At 65.1% G+C, this 19219-nt stretch carries 19 protein-coding genes; 10 read left to right on the plus strand and 9 right to left on the minus strand.

Annotation, left to right across the window (positions count from 1 at the left end):
- Positions 1-270: group II intron maturase-specific domain-containing protein (locus IQ16_RS34055; RefSeq protein ID WP_283812201.1), on the plus strand; the 270-nt coding region annotated here is incomplete at its 5' end.
- Between the two features lie 210 nt (positions 271-480).
- Here the strand turns inward: IQ16_RS34055 and IQ16_RS34060 are convergent.
- From IQ16_RS34060 to IQ16_RS34080, 5 genes are all read right to left on the minus strand, one after another.
- The gene (locus IQ16_RS34060; protein WP_018648881.1) at positions 481-1581 is read right to left on the minus strand and encodes an alkene reductase; all 1101 of its coding nucleotides are present in this window, start codon (positions 1579-1581) and stop codon (positions 481-483) included.
- A gap of 179 nt (positions 1582-1760) precedes the next feature.
- Positions 1761-2264, minus strand: a complete 504-nt coding sequence (locus tag IQ16_RS34065) for a DUF1993 domain-containing protein (RefSeq protein ID WP_018648880.1) — start codon at positions 2262-2264, stop codon at positions 1761-1763.
- A gap of 270 nt (positions 2265-2534) precedes the next feature.
- Positions 2535-3836: a lytic murein transglycosylase gene (locus tag IQ16_RS34070; protein ID WP_018648878.1), complete on the minus strand. Its 1302-nt coding sequence runs from the start codon at positions 3834-3836 to the stop codon at positions 2535-2537.
- Positions 3837-3928: 92 nt separating this feature from the next.
- Positions 3929-5869: a glycosyltransferase gene (locus IQ16_RS34075; protein WP_018648877.1), complete on the minus strand. Its 1941-nt coding sequence runs from the start codon at positions 5867-5869 to the stop codon at positions 3929-3931.
- Positions 5866-7221, minus strand: coding sequence for an HlyD family secretion protein (locus IQ16_RS34080; protein WP_026312983.1), 1356 nt, complete (start codon positions 7219-7221; stop codon positions 5866-5868). Before IQ16_RS34080 ends, IQ16_RS34075 begins: the two co-directional genes overlap by 4 nt.
- A gap of 286 nt (positions 7222-7507) precedes the next feature.
- On the opposite strand from IQ16_RS34080, the gene htpX reads away from it, so the two are divergent.
- Positions 7508-8467: a zinc metalloprotease HtpX gene (htpX, locus tag IQ16_RS34085; protein ID WP_018648875.1), complete on the plus strand. Its 960-nt coding sequence runs from the start codon at positions 7508-7510 to the stop codon at positions 8465-8467.
- 134 nt (positions 8468-8601) lie between these two features.
- Entirely contained in the window at positions 8602-9243 is a 642-nt protein-coding gene (locus IQ16_RS34090) for a tetratricopeptide repeat protein (RefSeq protein ID WP_018648874.1), read from the plus strand.
- 204 nt (positions 9244-9447) lie between these two features.
- Here the strand turns inward: IQ16_RS34090 and IQ16_RS34100 are convergent, their stop codons facing one another.
- Positions 9448-9804: a hypothetical protein gene (locus IQ16_RS34100; protein WP_018648873.1), complete on the minus strand. Its 357-nt coding sequence runs from the start codon at positions 9802-9804 to the stop codon at positions 9448-9450.
- A gap of 163 nt (positions 9805-9967) precedes the next feature.
- On the minus strand, positions 9968-10768 hold the full coding sequence (locus tag IQ16_RS34105; RefSeq protein ID WP_018648872.1) for a hypothetical protein: 801 nt from the start codon (positions 10766-10768) through the stop codon (positions 9968-9970).
- 398 nt (positions 10769-11166) lie between these two features.
- On the opposite strand from IQ16_RS34105, the gene IQ16_RS45965 reads away from it, so the two are divergent.
- Positions 11167-11460: an antibiotic biosynthesis monooxygenase gene (locus tag IQ16_RS45965; RefSeq protein WP_018648871.1), complete on the plus strand. Its 294-nt coding sequence runs from the start codon at positions 11167-11169 to the stop codon at positions 11458-11460.
- A 175-nt stretch (positions 11461-11635) separates the two neighbouring features.
- Here the strand turns inward: IQ16_RS45965 and IQ16_RS34120 are convergent, their stop codons facing one another.
- The gene (locus IQ16_RS34120; RefSeq protein WP_018648870.1) at positions 11636-13081 is read right to left on the minus strand and encodes a helix-turn-helix domain-containing protein; all 1446 of its coding nucleotides are present in this window, start codon (positions 13079-13081) and stop codon (positions 11636-11638) included.
- A gap of 230 nt (positions 13082-13311) precedes the next feature.
- Here IQ16_RS34120 and IQ16_RS34125 point away from each other — a divergent pair, with 230 nt between their 5' ends.
- The 3 genes from IQ16_RS34125 (at position 13312) to IQ16_RS34135 (ending at position 15936) form a co-directional block, all read left to right on the plus strand.
- Positions 13312-14946 (plus strand): isocitrate lyase, encoded by a 1635-nt coding sequence (locus IQ16_RS34125; protein WP_026312982.1) that lies wholly within the window; start codon positions 13312-13314, stop codon positions 14944-14946.
- Between the two features lie 29 nt (positions 14947-14975).
- Positions 14976-15185 carry a DUF4170 domain-containing protein gene (locus tag IQ16_RS34130; RefSeq protein WP_018648868.1) on the plus strand — a complete coding sequence of 70 codons (210 nt, stop codon included), beginning with the start codon at positions 14976-14978 and terminating at the stop codon, positions 15183-15185.
- A gap of 196 nt (positions 15186-15381) precedes the next feature.
- Entirely contained in the window at positions 15382-15936 is a 555-nt protein-coding gene (locus tag IQ16_RS34135) for a hypothetical protein (protein ID WP_018648867.1), read from the plus strand.
- A 138-nt stretch (positions 15937-16074) separates the two neighbouring features.
- Here IQ16_RS34135 and IQ16_RS34140 read toward each other — a convergent pair whose 3' ends face one another.
- Positions 16075-16956, minus strand: a complete 882-nt coding sequence (locus IQ16_RS34140; protein ID WP_018648866.1) for a metallophosphoesterase family protein — start codon at positions 16954-16956, stop codon at positions 16075-16077.
- 92 nt (positions 16957-17048) lie between these two features.
- Between IQ16_RS34140 and IQ16_RS34145 the strand changes: the two genes are divergently transcribed.
- The 3 genes from IQ16_RS34145 to IQ16_RS34155 all read left to right on the plus strand — a co-directional run bounded on the left by IQ16_RS34145 (position 17049) and on the right by IQ16_RS34155 (position 19189).
- Positions 17049-17540 (plus strand): NUDIX domain-containing protein, encoded by a 492-nt coding sequence (locus IQ16_RS34145; protein WP_018648865.1) that lies wholly within the window; start codon positions 17049-17051, stop codon positions 17538-17540.
- A 43-nt stretch (positions 17541-17583) separates the two neighbouring features.
- The gene (locus tag IQ16_RS34150) at positions 17584-18549 is read left to right on the plus strand and encodes a glycosyltransferase family 2 protein (RefSeq protein WP_035668666.1); all 966 of its coding nucleotides are present in this window, start codon (positions 17584-17586) and stop codon (positions 18547-18549) included.
- A gap of 124 nt (positions 18550-18673) precedes the next feature.
- Positions 18674-19189: a GNAT family N-acetyltransferase gene (locus IQ16_RS34155; RefSeq protein WP_018648863.1), complete on the plus strand. Its 516-nt coding sequence runs from the start codon at positions 18674-18676 to the stop codon at positions 19187-19189.
- The last annotated feature ends 30 nt before the right edge of the window (positions 19190-19219 follow it).

Raw genomic sequence — 19219 nt, forward strand, 5'->3', positions numbered from 1 at the left:
TTCTGTCAAACCCCGTCGGTGTTGCGCGTGCTTGACCAGTGGATCAGGCGACGGTTGCGCGCCGTTGCCTGGAAGCAATGGAAGTATGGACCCGCTCGCTTTGCCGAGTTGCGACGCCGCGGCGTCGGCCGGGATCTGGCGGCGCAAACCGCCGGCAGCCCACGTGGCCCTTGGCGGCTCGCGAACAGCCCCGCGCTCACCATTGCTCTGCCAAACGGCTTCTTTGCCTCACTCGGCTTGGCTTCCGTCGCGGCACGGCGACCCGCATAATCCGCTGAACCGCCGGATACGGACCCGTATGTCCGGTGGTGTGGGAGGGGCGGAGCCGCGAGGCTTCCCCCTATCCCGATTGTGGCGCAGCTGTCACCACAGCGTCATTGCGAGCGAAGCGAAGCAATCCAGAGTCTTTCCCTGGAGGCAGTCTGGATTGCTTCGTCGCAAGAGCTCCTCGCAATGACGGAGGATGGAGCTACGGCGCCGCTACTCCGCCGGCTCGGCCGCCAGCGTCGGGTAGTCCGTGTAGCCCTTCGCGCCGCCGCCGTAGAACGTGTTCTTGTCCCAGTCGTTCAGGCCAGCACCCTGCTTCAGCCGCTCGACGAGGTCGGGGTTGGAGATGAACGGCTTGCCGAAGGCGATGAGATCCGCAGCGTTCGCGTCCAGCACCTTGGTGGCGAGATCGAAGTCGTAGCCGTTGTTGGCGACATAGGCGCCGGCAAAACGCTTGCGCAACGACGCATAGTCGAACGGCGCGATGTCGCGCGGCCCGCCGGTAGCGCCCTCGACAACGTGCAGATAGACCAGCTTCAACGCGCTGAGGCCGTCGACGATGTAATTGTACAGGGCCTGCGGGTTGGAATCCGAGATGTCGTTGGCCGGCGTCACCGGCGAGATGCGGATGCCGGTGCGATCGGCGCCGGCTTCAGCCACGACGGCCTTGGAGACTTCGAGCATCAGCCGCGCGCGGTTCTCGATCGAGCCGCCATAGGCGTCCGTGCGCTTGTTGCTGCCGTCCTTGGCGAACTGCTCGAGCAAATAGCCGTTGGCGCCATGAATCTCGACGCCGTCGAAGCCGGCTTCCAGCGCGTTCTTCGTCGCACGCTTGAAGTCGTCGATGATGCCGGGGATTTCGGAAAGCTCGAGTGCGCGCGGCTCGGAGACATCGGCGAAGCCGCCGTTCACGAACGTCTTGCCCTTGGCGCGGATCGCGCTCGGCGCCACCGGGGCTGCGCCATTCGCCTGAAGATCGACATGCGAGATGCGGCCGACATGCCAGAGCTGGATGAAGATCTTGCCGCCGCGCTCATGCACCTTGTCGGTGACCTTGCGCCAGCCGGCGACCTGCTCCTTGCTGTAGATGCCGGGGGTGTCCTGGTAGCCCTGGCCCTGCTGCGAGACCTGGCTTGCTTCGGTGATCAGGAGCCCTGCGGACGCGCGCTGGCCGTAATAGTCGGCGGCGAGCGCGCCGGGTACGAAGGTGCCGGGCACGGCGCGGTTGCGCGTCAGCGGCGCCATGACGAAGCGGTTGGCCAGCGTGATCGGGCCGAGCTTGTAGGTCTCAAACAATTTGGTCGAACGGCTCATGGGAATGCTTCCAGGCGGTGAGAGGTCCCGAACACTTGTGCATCGCGACATCAGGCGCAAGGGATGAGCCATACGGAAAGTGCAGGCGAGCTACGCGGCAGCGCCCGCGTAGCATAATTCATGTGCAATTCCGGCTGCGACAGCGGATTTCCACTGACGCCGCCGTGCGATTTCGCAAATCAGTTCGCGCCGAGGAAATCGCGCTTGCCGATCTCGACGCCGTTATGGCGCAGGATGCCGTGGGCGGTCGTGGCGTGGAAATAGAAGTTCGGCAGCGAGAATGCGCTGAGGAATTCCTGGCCCTTCATTGTGGTGGTTTTGTTGGGGCCGGTCGGGAAGGTGACGTCCTTGGCTTCGGCGCCCTCGAACTGCTCGGGCTTGAACGATTTGACGTAGTCGATCGTCTTCGCCAGCCGCTGCTTCAATTCCGCAAAGCTGGTCTCGGTGTCGGGATTCGAAGGCACTTCGCTGTGCGTGAGCCGCGCGCAGCCCTTGGTGGCGAAATCGCTGACGAGCTGGATCTGCTTCGACAGCGGCAGCATGTCCGGGAACAGGCGCGAGCCGAGCAGCACGCCGGGGTCGATCTTTTTCGCCGCGCAATGCGCCTCGGCCTTGGTGAGCAGGCCGGTCAGGCTGTTCAGCATTTGCAAATAAGCAGGGACGACGGCGTCGTAGAAGGACATGTGATGCTCGCTTCAATGAGAGGAAATCTCAGGAGAAAACCTGAGCCACTCACATGGGAGCCTCATGGAAAAATACAATCGCGAAAGCGGCTTGTGCGGTGCGAAAATTCTATCGCGCTACCTTCTTCGCTGTCATCGCCGCCATCCCCTCGCTGTCATCGCCCGGCTCGACCGGGCGATCCAGTACGCCGAGACAGTTATGGTTGAATCGATAGGCCGCGGCGTACTGGATGCCCCGGTCAAGCCGGGGCATGACAGCCAGATGGGTCGCTACCGCACCACTCCCGCCGGCTGCGCCTGCGCCGTGCCGCCGCGCATCCGGGCGAGCAGCTCGGCGGTCGGCCAGGAATCCGCCGGCAGGCCGAACTTGATCTGCATCGCCTTCACCGCGGCGCGGCTCTGCTGGCCGAGCACGCCGTCGACCTTGCCGACATTGAAGCCGGCCTGGACCAGGAGCTGCTGCAATTGCTTGAGCTCGTTGAACGGCAGCTGCGCAACCGGCGCAGCAGGCTTGCGCATCGGGGCCGCGCCCGCGATGCGGGTGGCGAGATAGCCCGCGGTGGTCGAATAGATCAGCGAGTTATTCCACTCGGTGTAGGCCGCGAAATTCGCATACGCCATGAAGGCAGGACCGGTCCGTCCCATCGGCAGCAGCACGGAGGCCGGCAGATTGTCGTTCGGCAGCGGCCGTCCGTCGGGATAGGTGACGCCCAGCTGCGCCCATTTCGAGCGCGGCTGTTGCACGGTGAGATCGGTCTGCTCCCACGGCAGGTTTTGCGGCACCTTGATCTCCTCCAGCCACGGCTCGCCGCGCCGCCACTTCAAGCCGTTGGCGATGTAGTTCGCGGTCGAGCCGATCACGTCGTCCTCGCTGCGCAAGAGATCGCGCCGCCCGTCGCCGTCATAGTCGACCGCGTAGTTGACGTAGTGCACGGGCAAGAATTGCGTCTGGCCGAGCTCGCCGGCCCAGGAGCCGACCATCTCGTCGGGCGTGAGATCGCCGCGGTCGATGATCTTCAGCGCGGCGATGGTCTCGTTCACGAACATCTCCGAGCGGCGGCAGTCATAGGCGAGCGAAACCAGCGATTTCAGCGTCGGCAGGTTGCCCATGTTGGCGCCGAAATCGCTCTCCAGGCCCCAGAAGGCGGCGATCACCGCCGGCGGCACGCCGTATTCCTTTTCGGCGCGCGCGAAGGCAGAGGCGTGGTTCTTGATGTGCTGCTGGCCGTTCTGCATGCGATAGGGCGCGGCCATGCGTCCGGCGAACTCGGTGAAGAGCTGGCCGAACACGCGCTGGCCGCGGTCGCGGTTGACGATGCCCTGGTCGTAGACGAGGTAGGGCGAGGCTTCCGCGATCGTCCGCTGCGATACGCCGGCGGCGACCGCCTGGCTCTTCACGTCGGCGAGGAAGCGATCGAAGCTCGCGCCGTTATGGCACGAGGGCGCGCGCAGCGACGGTGCGGTCGCTTTGGGCGCCGCGGGCCTTGCGGGCGGCGGTGCGAACTGGGCAGAGGCGGTGGTGGAGCATGCGAGGAGCGCGACGGCCGCGATCGCAAATCGGGTCTGGAGCATAGGGGTTCCGGCGGGGAGGGCAGGCGTGGATTCGCCCGAAGTCTAAAGCATGATCCGGAAAAGTGCGAAGCGGTTTTCCGAAAAGATCATGCCTATCCAAACAGCCGCATCAGCAGCGCCTTTCCGACCGGGAGCGCCCTGACGCCCTGATAGGCGCGCACATATTCGCCGGCATAGAACGCCCTGATCGCGTGCACGCGCGTGTCCATGCCCTCCTCGAACCGCACCGCGAATCCGTCCGTCGTCCGCCGCACCACGATCGCGGCGATCGAGCGGCCATAGATCCGGCAGTCGATCGTGCTGCCGGGCGCGGGCGGCTCGGGGTCGATCAGCCGGGCGCCGGTGATGGAGATGTCGGCGAGCCGCGCCAGATGCCAGTTGCCGTCCTGGCGCAGCAGTACCGGTTCGTTGCGATGGAAGCGCTCCGCCTTGCGCTTGCGCGGCTGCTCGATGCAGACGAAGCAGACCACGGTGAGGATGAGCGCGTTGTAAAGGCTCCATGCCAGCGCCAGTCCGCCATAGGCGATGTTCTCGCCGCGCAGATGCAGGATGAAGGCGTAGGCGATGGCCGCCAGCGTGATGAGAAGCGCGCTGCCATAGAGCCGCAGCAGCGGCCATTCGACGAACCGCCTGTCACGGTCGCCGCCTTTCGCGGTGACCTTGAACTTATGTCCTTTCGGCCTCAAGAGGCCGGTTGCCACCGCCATGAGCACCGCAGGCGCCGCGATGAGTTGCGACACGTCCGTCATCATGGCGAGCGAGCGGCCGCGCGACAGCCAGGCCATGGTGAGACCGTGCCAGACATAGAACGGCAGAAAATAGCGCAGCAGCTCGGTCAGGTCGGCGCGGACGGCCTTGATGCCGAACAGCAGGAACAGCCAGGGCACCACGAGGCCCGCCACCTTCGAGGTGTAGACCGCGGCCCAGCTCATGAAGGCATCGACCAGCGAGAGCCGGTCGATGAAGGAGAGCTTCGACCTCCGCGACAGCGGTCCGCTGCGGCCGCGCACGATCTGCATCAGGCCGAGGCACCAGCGGGCGCGCTGGGTGATGTATTCCTTCAACCCTTCCGGCGCGAGCCCGATCGTCAATCGCTCGTTGAGATAGATCGTGGTGAGGCCGCCTTCCTTCAGGCGCAGCGTGACGAGATAGTCCTCCGTCACCGAGTCGGTCGGAAAGCCGCCGATCCGCACCAGGCCGGCATAGCGAATGAGCGACGAGGTGCCGCAGCAGAAGGCGACGCCCCAGGCATCCTTCGCCGGCAGCAGGATGTCGAAGAAGAATCGTTGCTCGTCGGGCCAGACGTCGGTCGCGGCAAGGTTGGTCTGGATCGGGTCGGGATTGATGAAGTGCTGCGGCGTCTGCACCACGCCGACCGAGGGATCATCCATGAGCGAGATGGTTCGCGCCAGGAAGTCGGGCCGCGGCACGAAGTCGGCATCGAGGACGGCGATGAATTGTGGCGGCTCGGACATTGCGCCGACATGCCGGAGCGCGTGATTGATGTTGCCGGCCTTGGCGTGGCGGTTGTCGGGCCGCGTCAGATAGTGGCAGCCGAGTTCGCCGGCGAGCCGCCTTAGCCAGGGCCGCCTTCCGTCGTCGAGCACCCAGACGCGATAGTTGCCGTACTCCATGCCGGTGGCGCCGATGATCGTGCGCTCGAGGATCGATCGCTCCTCGTTGTAGGTGCAGATGAAGACGTCGATGAGCGGTGCGCGCGGATCCCTGGCGCGGCCATCGATCCGGGCCGCCTTGGTGCGGTCGAGCGTGCGGCTCAGGAACAGCAGCGACAGTGAGACCGCAACGAGCGACGCCGCCTCCAGCAGCATGAAGGGATAGCCGATCACGGCATCCGCCGTCAGGTGCGGCGGCGGCAGCGTTGCGGTCACACGCCAGTGGAGATAGCGCAGCAGCAGAACGAGTGACGCGATGGCTAGAAACGAGCGGGCCATCGTGCTCTCGCGCCGGAGCAGCGGCACGATCGCCATGAAGGCGCCGAGCGCGATCAGGCCAGGCGTCAGCGCGCTCGTCACGGCGCGGTCTCTTGCCTTGCAAACACGACGCGGCCGGTGCGCCCCACCGTGCAGCCATGGGCGGCGGCATCGGCCAGCGCAACGGTCACGCGATACGGCTCCTTGCTCAGCGCGTCGGGATTGATGGCGAGATTGGCGGGCGCGCCGGCGGCGCCGGTCAGATTGACCACGGTGCCGGAGATCGGCGCACCGCCGTCGTTCGGCTCGAACGTCGCGTGGTCACCGAGCTGCAGGCGGTTGTAGACACCCTCGGTGACGTTCGCGGTGATGACGGCGCCGCTGCAATCGAGCACCTTGAGCAGCGGCTGGCCGGCCTGCACGTCCTCGCCCGGCGAGGTCATCATCTCCCAGACACGCCCTGAGACAGGCGTCGTGATGTTGGCCTCGGAGAGATCGGAGAAGCGAACCTCCTCGATGATGATCTCGTTGGCGAGCCAGGCGATCTCGGTGTCGATGCGTGCGAGGTCGGCCTCGAGATCGCCAGCACGCTGGCGCATCTCCTCCTCGCGCTGCACCGAGCTCGGACGGTCGTTGTAGCTGTCGCCGAGGAAGGAGCCGCTCCGTGCCGCGGTGAGCTCGACCTTGGCAGCGTCCAGCCGCTTGCGCGCACCGAGCTCGGTCTGCTGCGACACCGAAAGCTCGCGCGTCAGCCGCGCCAGCTCGACGGTGGAGACATTCCCGGTTTTCGCCAGCGAGGAGGCGCGCTCGACGGCGGCGCTGGCCTCGTCCCGCCGCGCCGCGGCCGCTTCGATCGAGGTCTGGATCTCGGCGATGCGGGCCTCGAGCTGCAGCACGCGTCCGTCGCGGAATTGCGCGGCCTGTCGCGCCAGGTCCTTTTGCGCGGCTTGCGCGGAGGCGAGCTTGGCGGCGAGGCTCGGCCGCTCGTTCTCCAGGCGCGATTTCTGCCGCCGGAGGTCGTCGAGCCGGGTGCGATCGCCGCGCGAGTTGACCACGCGCAAGACCACGGCGCCGGCGTCTAACCTGGCCTGGTCGGTCAGGCGCTGGGCGGCGACCACGCGCCCGCCGATCGGCGTGCGCAGGGTGACGAGGCGGGAATTCAGCACGGCCTCGACGCTCGAATATTCCCATATCGCGCGCAGCGGCAACCAGCCGAACACGGCGAGGAGGGCAAGGCCGATGGCGATCTTGGCGCCACGTCGCAGATGCGGCCAGCGCGGCTGCGATTCCGCCGTGGTCTGCGCCTCTGGCGAATGATCGGGCTCGTCGTTGGCGAACAGCTGCTCGTGCAGCGCCTCCTGCAATCCCTTGGCATCGCCTCTGGCGTCCTTGGCGTCGTGAGGCGGGGCAGCGGATGCTGGATCGGTGGAAGCTGCGCGAGAGCGATCGATCATGACGGTCACCGTGCTGACGCAATGTCAACGGAACCAGGTCAATGCACGACAACCGTGCGGTGTGCCCGGTTACCGCCAATTTAGCCCAGGCTGCACTTTCCAGGTTCCTAAGCCTGTGCGTGTGTTTTTGCGCAAATCCCGGTCAAGCTTTAGCAACGCAGGAAAGGCTGGCCGCGCATCCAGGAATCTGCGGCCCGGCGACGCACGAACCTTGCAGCGGCTGCCTGCATTCATACCTCGGAGGTGCCGGCCGGAGGCTTGCCCGCGGCCGCTCCAGGAGACGGCCATGAACTATCTTCGTACCGCAATGCTGCTTGCAGGCCTCACCGCCCTGTTCATGGGCGTGGGCTATCTGATCGGCGGCGCCTCCGGTGCCATGATCGCGCTCGTCATTGCTGCCGCGACCAATCTCTTCACCTACTGGAACTCCGACCGCATGGTGCTGCGCATGTACGGCGCCCATCAGGTCGATCGCGCGAGTGCGCCGGAACTGATCGGACTCGTTGCGGAACTTGCGGGCCGCGCCGGCCTGCCCATGCCGCGCGTATTCGTGATGGACGAAGCGCAGCCGAATGCATTCGCGACCGGCCGCAATCCCGAGAATGCCGCGGTCGCCGTCACCACCGGCCTGATGCAACAGCTCAGCCGCGAGGAGCTCGCCGGCGTGATCGCGCACGAGCTCGCGCACATCAAGCATCACGACACGCTGCTGATGACGATCACCGCGACCATCGCCGGTGCCATCTCCATGCTCGCCCAGTTCGGCATGTTCTTCGGCGGCCACCGCGACAACAACAGCGGCCCGGGCATCGTTGGCTCGATCCTGCTGATGATCCTTGCCCCGATCGGCGCCATGCTGGTGCAGATGGCGATCAGCCGCACCCGCGAATATGCAGCGGACAATCTCGGCGGCCGCATCGTCGGCCAGCCGATGTGGCTCGCCTCGGCTCTGATGAAGATCGAGGGCGCCGCGCATCAGGTCCCGAACTTTGAGGCCGAGCGCAATCCCGCGACCGCGCACATGTTCATCATCAATCCGCTGTCGGGCCAAGGTATGGACAATCTCTTCACCACCCATCCCTCGACGCAGAACCGCATCGCGGCGCTTCAACAGCTCGCCGCCGAGCTCGGCGCGCATGCGGCGCCGTCGCTGGGCGCCAACGAGAACTATCCGCCGCAAGGCCCGTGGGGCCGCTCGTCCTGGCGCGGTCCTTCACGCGGTCCGTCTCGCGGTCCTTGGGGCTGACGGAACCCTCGGGTTTTACGCCGGGGTTTGTGACCTGGCGCACACAGGATCGTCGCGGCGGGTGTTAACACCTCGCCGTGAGATTTGCTTCGAAAGGGGATGCATGGCCGGCCCTCAGCCGGCCAGCGTCGAAGATGACCAGAATTGCCGTACCATTGCTGATCGTCCTGGCCGTGCTCATTGGCCTGTCCACGCATATGGTGGTCAATTGCGGGGACGAGGACGATCCCGACATCTGCGCGGCCGTGATCGGCTTCTCGCCGCTGCGCGGCTCGCTGATCGCCTTTGCTTATGAGGGCCGCGGACGGATCGCGCTGCGCCGCGGCGACTTTCGCCGGGCGATCGCCGATTTCGACGAGGCCATCCATCTCAATCCCAACCGCGCCTCGCTCTATCGCGACCGCGCGCTCGCACGCCGGCAGAACGGTGATCTGGAACTGGCCATCGAAGACTATGACGAAGCGATCGCGCATGATCCCAAGCACGCCGCGCCCTATCACCAGCGCGGCCTCGCGCTCGCGGCCACCGGCGATCTCGACCGCGCCATCCTGAGCTACAACACGGCGGTGCGCCTCGATCCCTCTGATGCGCAGGCGCGCCTCGACCGTGGTCTGGCATTTCTCGCCCGCGGCCAGCTCGACGACGCGCGCGCCGATTTCGAAGCGGCGCTGGCGCTTCCGCCCGGCAAGGACGTCCGAACCCGCGAAGCCGCCCGCGCCAAGCTCGCCGAACTCGCCAGTGCCGAGCCGACCCGGCTCACCACGCCAAGGCGGTGAGGGAAGGTCTCTCTCCCTCTCCCCGCAAGCGGTGGGGCTATCGCAGCCGCGAAGGTGAGTGATTTCTATCCGCGAATCCCGGAATCGTAGGGTGGGCAAAGGCGCACTTGCGCCGTGCCCACGATCTTTGCAATACGGCAACAGGCGCGTGGGCACGCTTCGCTTTGCCCACCCTACGATGCTGAATGTGCAGAAAGATGGCGCCTACTTCGCCTTCTTGGCCTTTGCCTTCTTCGCTTTCGCGGCCTTCTTCGCCGGCTTCTCTTCCTTCGCCTTCTTCTCCACCTTCACCGTGACAGGCGTGCTGGCGGCGAGGCGCATCGCGCGGGCGTAGCTGTCGGCGACGTTGTCGGCGGACATCTGCAGGCGCTTGGCGGCGGCGGTGGCCTGCTCCATGGTGGCCTTGGCCATCATCTTGAAGCGGTCGCCGGTCTCCTTGCCCTTGGCCTTGGCCGCGAGGCCGTTGAAGCGATCCCGCCGCTCCTTGGCGCGGGTCATCAGGCCCGTATGCAGCTGTCTGGCCAGTTGCCGGATCACGACATCCAGGTCGGCGTCCGCCATGTTCTTCCATCCTCTTGAAAACAGGTATCGATGCGGGCGGGACTATGCAGATCGGGCCCCACCTTGGCAATTGGTGGCCGCCCGTCATCCGCAGCTTCCGGTACCCAAAACAAGAAAGCCGCGCATTTTGCGCGGCTCTTGTGTGTCCGGCGGTGTTTCCGCCTTACTTCAGCGAGGCAACCGGGCCGCTCGACGCGGCCGGGTCGGGGTCGAAGCCGAACACGCCGACCAGGTATTTGTAATAGTCCGGCATCTTCTCCTTGAGCACCTCGCGCGACTTGGGGTCGTGGAATTCGCTCTTTCCGGAGAGGAAGATGCTGGCGGTCACGGCGAAGAACTCCATCGGGTTCTTCATCGCATAGGATTCCTTGGGCAGCATCTCCTTGGACTTGGCCAGGGCATAGTAGCCGATCACGCCCTTGTTGGCGTAGCCGTCCGGCAGAAGCCGCGCGTGGAAGGCGTGCAGCATCTCGTGCAGCAGCACGGCCTCCTTCTCGTAGCGCATCATATCCGGCCGCAGCATGATCACGCCGAGACCGGAATCGACCGCGAGGTCGACGGCATTGGGATTGCTCCAGCGCTGCTTGGCGGGATCCCAGACCGTCAGGGTCCGGGGCGCGGTGCGCTGCATGTCCGGCGTGACCCGGCCGTAGCAGGCGGTGGCGGCGCCTTCGTCGAGGCAGGCGAGCTCGCTCGCGACGATCGGAACGGTGTGGAAGAAGCGCAGCACGCGCGGGGAGAGGCCGACGCCTTCGACGACGTCGATCTGGCTCTTCAGGTTCTCGGTGAGCTTGTCGACGTCCTTGCGGTCACGGTTCTCGGAAATGTCGAACATGTAGCCGCGATAGCTCTGGAAGCCCGGCGGCAGCGCCTGCACCGCGTCGGCATCGAGCGAACCGGCATTGGACGGATTGGCAAAGAGCGCGCCGACAATGGTCGCGGTCAGCAGCAACGCAATGCGCATGATGAACCCCCTGATGTCACTTCGCCCGGCAGGATAGGCCGCCGTTGTTTGCGAAAAGTGAGTGGGGCGAGACTAAGGCAGCGATGTTGAGGCGTGCTTAACCGTTGGTTGCAGATCGCGAAGACGGATTAGGGCCGGGTTAACCAAGGAGGGCCAGCTCGAAGTGGCCCAGCAAACTGCTTCCCCGTCATCCTGAGGTGTGAGGCTGGTGATGCGGAAGCATCGCCGGCCGAGCCTCGAAGGATGCACGGCCCGGCTGCTGCACCCGGGCCCTCCATCCTTCGAGGCTCACTATGGGGCGCTCTGCGCCCCATAGTGAGCGCCTCAGGATGACGGGGTTGGCTATCCGGTGTAAATTGACGCCACCAAGCTTCAGACAGCCGGAAGGGGAGGATGCCATGTATGCCGCCATCCGTCAGGCCAAGGCGAAAAGCGGGAGTGCGGAAGAGCTGACGCGCCGCATCAAGGACGGCGCCGTTCCGATCATCAGCGATGTCGAAGGTTTCCGCGCCTATTACGTCGTCTATGCCGGCGACGACACGGTCACCGCGATCTCGATCTTCGACAAGTTCGAGCAGGCCGAGGAGGCGAACAAGCGCGCCATCGCCTGGATCGAGAAGGATCTCGGCCCGCTGCTCGCCGGCGACGCCCGCGCCGTGGCGGGGCCGGTGATCGTGCATACGCTGGCGTAGGGTTGGCGGGAAGTCACGCCTCATTCTCAGCTGTCATCGCCCGCGAAGGCGGGCGATCCAGTACTCCGTGACGGCAGTGATTGAGCCGATAGGCTGCGGCGTACTGGATGCCCCGCCTTCGCGGGGCATGACAGCGGAGTGAGCGGCGCGCGCTTGCCACTAAGCACGCCTCCCCTCACAACTCCCTGGCATTCGAGAACGCGAAGCTCGACACCCTTCTCGTCGTCTCATCCAAAATCAGCGTGCGGGTGATCGGCGGCTCGGCGCGCTGGGCGCAGTTTTCACGTTCGCAGAGGCGGCAGTTGACGCCGATCGGCGTGCCCTCTGTTTTCTCCAGATCCATGCCGGCGGCGTAGGTCAGGCGCGCGGCGTGACGGATCTCGCAGCCGAGGCCGATGGCGAAGCGCGGCTGCGGCAGCGGGTGCGGCGCGACCGGGCGGCGCACCATTTGCGCGATCGAGAAATAGCGCGTGCCGTCGGAGAGCTCGATCACCTGCTTGAGCAGGCGGTCCGGCGTGTCGAAGGTCGAGTGCACGTTCCAGAGCGGACAGGTGCCGCCGAATTTCGAGAACGGGAACGTGCCGGACGAGAAGCGTTTTGACACGTTGCCGGCATTGTCGACGCGGAGCAGGAAGAACGGAATGCCGCGCGCGTTCGGCCGTTGCAAGGTGGTGAGGCGATGGCAGACCTGCTCGAAGCCGGAATTGAAGCGCTGCGCCAGCACGTGGATGTCGTAGTTGAGCGCTTCGGCGGCCGCGAGGAACGCGGGATAGGGCATCATCACGGCGGCCGCGAAGTAATTGCCGAGCGTGATGCGGAACAGCCGCCGCGGCGCATCGTCAAGCGGGCCGGCTCGGGCGATGATGGTCTCCAGGGCTTGCGCGCATTCGCCAAGCCCGAGCTGGAAGGCGAGCTGGAACGCGCGGCCGGGCGGGTCGACCAGCTCGGAGATCAGGAGCTGCCTGCGGTGCCGGTCGAAGCGCCGCAGCGTCTCGCGCATGACGTCGACGGGCATGATCCGGGTCTGGATCGAATGCTTCTCGCGCAATCGCGCAACGAGTGCCGCGTACAGCGCCTCGGCCGGCACGTTCAGTTCATCGCGCAGGTTTTCCGCGGCCTGCTCCAGTTCCGGAAAATAGTTGCGGTTGGCTTCGATCAGCTCGCGCACGCGCTCGACCGGATTGGCCTCATAGCGCGTGCCGACGTCGCGGTCGGCCATCTGGGCGGCCGCCAGCGTCTCGCCCTGGCGCGCCTCGGTATAGGCGGCGTAGAGCCGTTGCAGCGCATGGGTGACGCCGGGGCAGAGTTCGGCGAGGTCACGCAGTTCCTGCTTGGGAACGTCGATCTGGCGGAACAGGGGATCGGAGAAGATCTCGTTCAGCTCGGCGAAGAAGCGGTCCTCATCGGCGGTTGCGAGGTCGCGCAAATCGAGGTCATAGGTCTCGGCCAGCCGCAGCAGGATCTGCGCCGTGACCGGTCGCTGGTTGCGCTCGATCAGGTTGACGTAGCTCGGCGAGATTCCGAGCCCCTCGGCGATCTGGGTCTGCGACAGCCCCAATTGCTGCCGGATCCGCCGGAAGCGCGGGCCGACGAACAGTTTCTTCCCGGATTCAGCGGGCATGTTTCAGATCTCCTGACGCATCAAGGACAGTCTTGCTGACCTATATTTTTACAAAATTTACAAAATAACATCTATTACATGTTCTGATGTTACATGACATCACCAATAAAAAACAAGCCATCTATACGAAGTTTATGTTTTCGCGTTTAGCTCCTGACACGCATCTCGCAATGCATTGTCAAGAATGTCGATGGCCAGCCATCGGGCATCGTCAGCGAAAGGATAGGCACATGAATTACCAGCCCCGCGGCATCAACGCGCTCCAGCGCCCGGCCTCGTATCAAGACGAGATCAAGGCGGCTCAGGCGCTCCTCGAGACCAAGCCGACGTGGAACGGGGTGTCCGCCGAGGCGGTCGCACGCATGCGCCTGCAGAACCGCTTCAAGACCGGCCTCGACGTCGCCCGCTACACCGCGGCGCTGATGCGCGCCGACATGGCGGCCTATGACAACGATCCGACCAAGTACACGCAGTCGCTGGGCTGCTGGCACGGCTTCATCGCGCAGCAGAAGCTGATCTCGGTCAAGAAGCATTTCGGCGGCAAGACCGATCGCACCTACCTGTATCTCTCGGGCTGGATGATCGCGGCGCTGCGCTCCGAGTTCGGTCCGCTGCCCGACCAGTCGATGCACGAGAAGACCTCGGTGCCGGCGCTGATCGAGGAGCTCTACACCTTCCTGCGTCAGGCGGACTCGCGCGAGCTCAACGACATCTTCCGCAGCCTCGACAAGGCGCGCAAGGAAGGCGACAAGATCCGCGAGAAGGAGCTGATCGAGAAGATCGACAACTTCCAGACCCATGTCGTCCCCGTCATCGCCGACATCGATGCCGGCTTCGGCAACGCGGAGGCGACCTATCTGCTCGCCAAGAAGATGATCGAGGCGGGCGCCTGCGCGCTCCAGATCGAGAACCAGGTCTCGGACGAGAAGCAGTGCGGCCATCAGGACGGCAAGGTCACCGTGCCGCATGACGTCTTCCTCGCCAAGATCCGCGCCTGCCGCCACGCCTTCCTCGAGCTCGGCATCGAAGACGGCATCGTCGTGACCCGCACCGACTCGCTCGGCGCCGGCCTGACGCAGCAGATCGCCGTCAGCCACAAGCCCGGTGACATCGGCGACCAGTACAACAGCTTCCTCGATTGCGAGGAAATCACTGCGGAGAACGCCCGCAACGGCGACGTCATCATCAACCGCAACGGCAAGATGATGCGTCCGAAGCGGCTGCCCTCCAACCTCTACCAGTTCCGTCCCGGCACCGGTGCGGACCGCTGCGTGCTCGATTGCATCACCTCGCTGCAGAACGGCGCCGACCTGCTCTGGATCGAGACCGAGAAGCCGCATATCGAGCAGATCGCCAGCATGGTCGATCGCATCCGCAAGGTCGTGCCGAATGCGAAGCTCGCCTACAACAACTCGCCGTCGTTCAACTGGACCCTCAACTTCCGTTGGCAGGTCTACGACGCGATGAAGGAAGCGGGCCAGGACGTCAGCAAGTACAACCGTGCCGAGCTGATGAAGGCGGAGTACGACGATACGCCGCTGGCGAAGGAAGCCGACGAGCGCATCCGCACCTTCCAGGCGGATTCGGCCAAGCGCGCTGGCATCTTCCACCACCTGATCACGCTGCCGACCTACCACACGGCCGCGCTGTCCACCGACAACCTCGCCCGCGAGTATTTCGGCGAGCAGGGCATGCTCGGCTACGTCAAGAACGTCCAGCGCGCCGAGATCCGTCAGGGCATCGCCTGCGTGAAGCACCAGAACATGGCCGGCTCCGACATCGGCGACGACCACAAGGAGTACTTCGCGGGTGAAGCTGCCCTGAAGGCGGGCGGCGCTCACAACACGATGAACCAGTTCGGCTAACGCACCACGCAGTTCGAGAGGAGACTGACATGACCACAGGCAGCAATTTCTGGGTGATCGGCGGCGAGTTCGGTTCGATGAACTTCCACAAGCTCGTGGAAGGCTCGGCCCAGGTCAAAGGTCCGTTCAAGACCCGCAAGGAAGCCGAGGACTGCTGGCGCGAGGTGTCGGAAGAGAGCCGCCACAAGGCCGGCGTCCGCTTCTCGATCGTGGAAGAACCGTCGCGCGTCTCGGCCTGAGGGCCGACCTGCCGACCTGAACTAAGAAGACGTCCAAGGACGGATGGTCCCATCCAGGCTCTGCCTGGGTGGGATCGTCTGTTTTTGGCACAGGTCACGCGCCTGTGGGCGCCGTAAGTATTTGGAATTATGGGCCCTTTGCGCAGGGTTTGGTTGCTGATAGGTTAACGGGAATAAGTCGAGGACGAGGCCGACAATGTCAGAGCCCGAGACCAGCGGGACCCATCCCAGCCAGCCGCGCCCGGTGCGGCTGCGCGATGCGCTGTTGCGCGCACGGATCGAGGCCGCGGACCGGACCGGCGTCGTCGTCGACCTCCGCGACGCCGAGGTGGCGCGGCTCGAGATCCTCAATGACGCGCTCGATCCGCTGTTCGCCCAGGTGCCGGAGCAGATCGACCTGTTCGACCGCGGCATCAGCCAGGGCGATACGCCGAGACTCTGGATCGACGTCGTCGCGCACATCATGATGGGGCGCGACAAGCGGATGTACCGCTTCGTCCAGGACACCCGCTTCGGCCGCATCGTGCTCGCCGAATCGCACGATACCGCGGTCATCGTCGAGGCCGTCACCGACTATGTCGCCCGCCGCATGATCGAGCGCGAGCATGCGATGGTGGTCCCGCCCGAGCCGCAAGCCCCAGCCGCCGAGCAGCCAGCCCGCTCGCGGGTCTGGCCGTTCATATTCGGCTTTGTGCTCGGTGCTGCTGCGCTGTTTGGCCTCGCCGCGCTGGCGGTCTTGCGGAGCTGGTGAAGACGCTCCCGTAGCCCGGATGGAGCGAAGCGCAATCCGGGAAACCTGCCGCTGCAGATGCACTGTCCCGGATTACGCTGCGCTCCATCCGGGCTACGGAACGGGCTCGCACCCCGCATGCCCCGGAATGACAGCGAACTAAATCAACCTCGCCTGCTTGATCTGCCCGATCTGGAATCCCGCCCCCAGCGCCCGCACCGTCTGCTCGCAGCGCCAGCCCGCATTGTCCTTTTCGATCCTGAATAGATTGTACGCCGCCGCCGGATAACGTCCGTGCGCGAGCGCCGAGGCCGAGGGCACGCCCAGCGCGGGAATGTTGCCGTTGGGACCCTCGAACCACATCGTCGAATGAATGTGGTCGTGTCCGTGCAGGATCAGCTCGACGCCGTGGCGCCTCAACAGCGCCAGGAGATCGGCGGAGTCCGTCATCCGCTTCTGGCGCGCGGCGGACTTCAGCGGATGATGCACCAGCAGCACGCGGAAGACGTCTTCGGTCGCGAGCCGTTCGAGAACTTCGGCGAGCGCGGCGAGCTGATCGCGCCCGAGCGTGCCCGTCGCCATCAGCGGCAGGGTCGGCACCGCCGTGGACAGGCTGATCAGCGCCAGCGGCCCGCGCCGGCGCAACGCAGGAAAACCGATGCGGCCGTCGTCGCCCGCGAGATAAGGTGCAAAGGTCTCGCCGAAGCGATGAAAGGTGGCGCGGACATAGGCGTCGTGATTGCCGGGAATCGTGGTGACGCGATCGGGCGGCCCGACCTCGTCGAGCCAGGCGCGCGCCGGCGCGAACTCGGCTTCCAGCGCCAAATTGACGAGATCGCCCGTCACTGCGATGTGGTCGGGCGCCTGCGCCTTCATGTCGGCGACGAGTGCGTCGAGCACCTCGCGGCGCTGGTATTTGTGGCGGTTGCGCGTCCAGTTGACGTAGCCGAGCGCGCGCTTGCCGGCGAGTTCGACCAGCCGCGGCTTCGGCAGCGGCGCTAGATGCGGGTCGGACAGATGGGCGAGCGTGAAGGGGGCCATGGTGCGCGATTGCCTCGCTATTGGTCCACTGTAATGGCAAGGTCGCGAGGACTGTGCAAGCGTGGCCCGGACAGGGGCCTGTTGGGAGCCTGATGGGGGATCGTCTGAATCGCGTTCGACGCAAATTCGAGCCGCTGCTGCGGCGGATCTTCCACGCCTATTTCCTGCTGGTGCGCGGCATGACCCTCGGTGTCCGCGCCGTGGTGCTGGATGCCGAGAACAGGGTGTTCCTGGTCAGGCACAGCTACATCAACGGCTGGTATCTGCCCGGCGGCGGCGTCGATCTCGGCGAGACCATGGAGCAGGCGATGCGGCGCGAGCTCAAGGAGGAGGGCGACATCGATCTCACCGGCGAGCCCGTGCTGCACGGCATCTTTTTCAACAGCCACATTTCCCGGCGCGACCACGTCGCGGTCTACGTCGTCAGGCATTTCCGGCAGGACCGGCTGCCCGAGCCCAACCGCGAGATCGTCGAATGCGGGTTCTTCGCAATTTCCGCATTGCCCGAGGGCACCACGCTCGGCACCCGGCAAAGACTCGCGGAGGTGCTGGATGGCCGGCCGCTGATTGCGACGTGGCGGTGAGGGCGGCCTGTGCTAGTAGTCACCGCGTACGCGGTCTCGACGTATGGACGGGGGATGGAGATTGTCTGAAGCGACGAGGTCATGGCCATTTCGGGTCGCCGTGCTGGTCCCCTGCTACAATGAGGAAGCCGCCGTCGCGACGGTCATCGCGGACTTCCGCAAGGCACTGCCTGCGGCCGAAGTCTACGTGTACGACAACAACTCGACCGACCGTACCGCGGCGATCGCGCGCGAGGCCGGAGCGATCGTGCGTAGCGAATGGCGCCAGGGCAAAGGCCACGTCGTGCGCCGCATGTTCGCGGACGTCGAGGCAGACATCTACGTGCTCGTCGACGGAGATGCGACCTACGATGCGCCGAGCGCGCCGGGTATGATCGACAAGCTCGTCGATGAGCATCTGGATATGGTTGTGGGGCTGCGTGTCGATCGATCGCAAGCGGCCTACCGGCGCGGTCATCGCATGGGCAACCGGCTGTTCACCGGTTTCCTGGCATCGACCTTCGGCCACGCCTTCAAGGACATGCTGTCCGGTTACCGCGTTTTCTCGCGCCGCTTTGTCAAATCATTTCCAGTTTTGTCCGATGGTTTCGAGATCGAGACCGAATTTGCGGTCTATGCGCTGGAATTATCGCTCCCGGCCGCCGAGATCGAGACGCCCTATTACGCGCGCCCGGAGGGTTCCTTCTCCAAGCTCAATACCTGGCAGGATGGTTTGTGCATCTTCAATATGATGCTGAAGCTCAACCGATCGGAGCGGCCGCTGCGCTTCTTTTCGGCGATCGGCATCGTCCTCGCGCTGCTGTCGATGGCTCTCGGACTGCCCGTCGTAATCACCTTCCTCGAAACCGGCCTCGTGCCGCGCCTCCCGACCGCCATGCTTGCCATGGGTCTGATGATCATGGCGCTGCTTTCGGCTTCGTCGGGGCTCGTGCTCGACACCGTGACGCGCGGCCGGCGGGAAATGAAGATGCTCGCCTATCTGTCCCAACCGCCGCTCGGGAGGAACTGAAATTGCCTCTGAGGCGGGCCTAATCCCATGGACCACCGCCCTCCGAGGTGATATCCCGCCCACGCCGGTCGACCATTTTTTCCCGACGTGAACCGATGACTCCGCTTGAAGACGCATTGAGGCGATGAACGATCTCTCACTCACCATCCTGCCGGAAGTTGCCGGCGATGCTCAGGCGATCGAGCGGCTGCACGAACGCACCTTCGGACCCGGCCGCTTTGTGCTGAGCGCCTACCGCATCCGCGAGCACGTGGATCACGTGCTCGAACTGTCCTTCACCGCCCGTATCGGGACGTTGCTGGTCGGATCCGTGCGGCAATTGCCGATCTGCGTCGGCGATACGCCGGCGCTGCTGCTCGGACCCCTAACGGTCGAACCTCCGTTCCGCGGCCGCGGCGTCGGCCGGCTGCTGCTCGAGCGCGCGCTGAAGGATGCGAAGGCGCTGGGCCACCGCCTGGTGCTGCTGGTCGGCGACGAGCCCTATTACAGCCGCGTCGGCTTCAAGCCGGTGCCGAAGGGACGGGTCACGATGCCGGGCCCGGTCGATTACGCCCGGATCCTGGTCCTCGAGCTCGTCGAGGGCGCGTTCGAAGGCGTGTCTGGGCCGGTCGGTCCGGACTGGAGCAAGACGCCAACCTGACGCGCCATCGCTTTGCAGCCCACGTGGGGT

Source organism: Bradyrhizobium huanghuaihaiense, from assembly GCF_007830635.1.
Lineage (GTDB): Bacteria > Pseudomonadota > Alphaproteobacteria > Rhizobiales > Xanthobacteraceae > Bradyrhizobium > Bradyrhizobium huanghuaihaiense.

Coding starts and splice junctions, on each gene's coding strand:
- IQ16_RS34125 (WP_026312982.1), top strand. CDS start 13,312: ATGAATTACCAGCCCCGCGGCATCAACGCGCTCCAGCGCCCGGCCTCG.
- IQ16_RS34135 (WP_018648867.1), top strand. CDS start 15,382: ATGTCAGAGCCCGAGACCAGCGGGACCCATCCCAGCCAGCCGCGCCCG.
- IQ16_RS34090 (WP_018648874.1), top strand. CDS start 8,602: ATGACCAGAATTGCCGTACCATTGCTGATCGTCCTGGCCGTGCTCATT.
- htpX (WP_018648875.1), top strand. CDS start 7,508: ATGAACTATCTTCGTACCGCAATGCTGCTTGCAGGCCTCACCGCCCTG.
- IQ16_RS34155 (WP_018648863.1), top strand. CDS start 18,674: ATGAACGATCTCTCACTCACCATCCTGCCGGAAGTTGCCGGCGATGCT.
- IQ16_RS34140 (WP_018648866.1), bottom strand. CDS start 16,956: ATGGCCCCCTTCACGCTCGCCCATCTGTCCGACCCGCATCTAGCGCCG.
- IQ16_RS34130 (WP_018648868.1), top strand. CDS start 14,976: ATGACCACAGGCAGCAATTTCTGGGTGATCGGCGGCGAGTTCGGTTCG.
- IQ16_RS34105 (WP_018648872.1), bottom strand. CDS start 10,768: ATGCGCATTGCGTTGCTGCTGACCGCGACCATTGTCGGCGCGCTCTTT.
- IQ16_RS34080 (WP_026312983.1), bottom strand. CDS start 7,221: ATGATCGATCGCTCTCGCGCAGCTTCCACCGATCCAGCATCCGCTGCC.
- IQ16_RS34145 (WP_018648865.1), top strand. CDS start 17,049: ATGGGGGATCGTCTGAATCGCGTTCGACGCAAATTCGAGCCGCTGCTG.
- IQ16_RS34100 (WP_018648873.1), bottom strand. CDS start 9,804: ATGGCGGACGCCGACCTGGATGTCGTGATCCGGCAACTGGCCAGACAG.
- IQ16_RS34120 (WP_018648870.1), bottom strand. CDS start 13,081: ATGCCCGCTGAATCCGGGAAGAAACTGTTCGTCGGCCCGCGCTTCCGG.
- IQ16_RS34060 (WP_018648881.1), bottom strand. CDS start 1,581: ATGAGCCGTTCGACCAAATTGTTTGAGACCTACAAGCTCGGCCCGATC.
- IQ16_RS34065 (WP_018648880.1), bottom strand. CDS start 2,264: ATGTCCTTCTACGACGCCGTCGTCCCTGCTTATTTGCAAATGCTGAAC.
- IQ16_RS34070 (WP_018648878.1), bottom strand. CDS start 3,836: ATGCTCCAGACCCGATTTGCGATCGCGGCCGTCGCGCTCCTCGCATGC.
- IQ16_RS34150 (WP_035668666.1), top strand. CDS start 17,584: ATGGACGGGGGATGGAGATTGTCTGAAGCGACGAGGTCATGGCCATTT.
- IQ16_RS45965 (WP_018648871.1), top strand. CDS start 11,167: ATGTATGCCGCCATCCGTCAGGCCAAGGCGAAAAGCGGGAGTGCGGAA.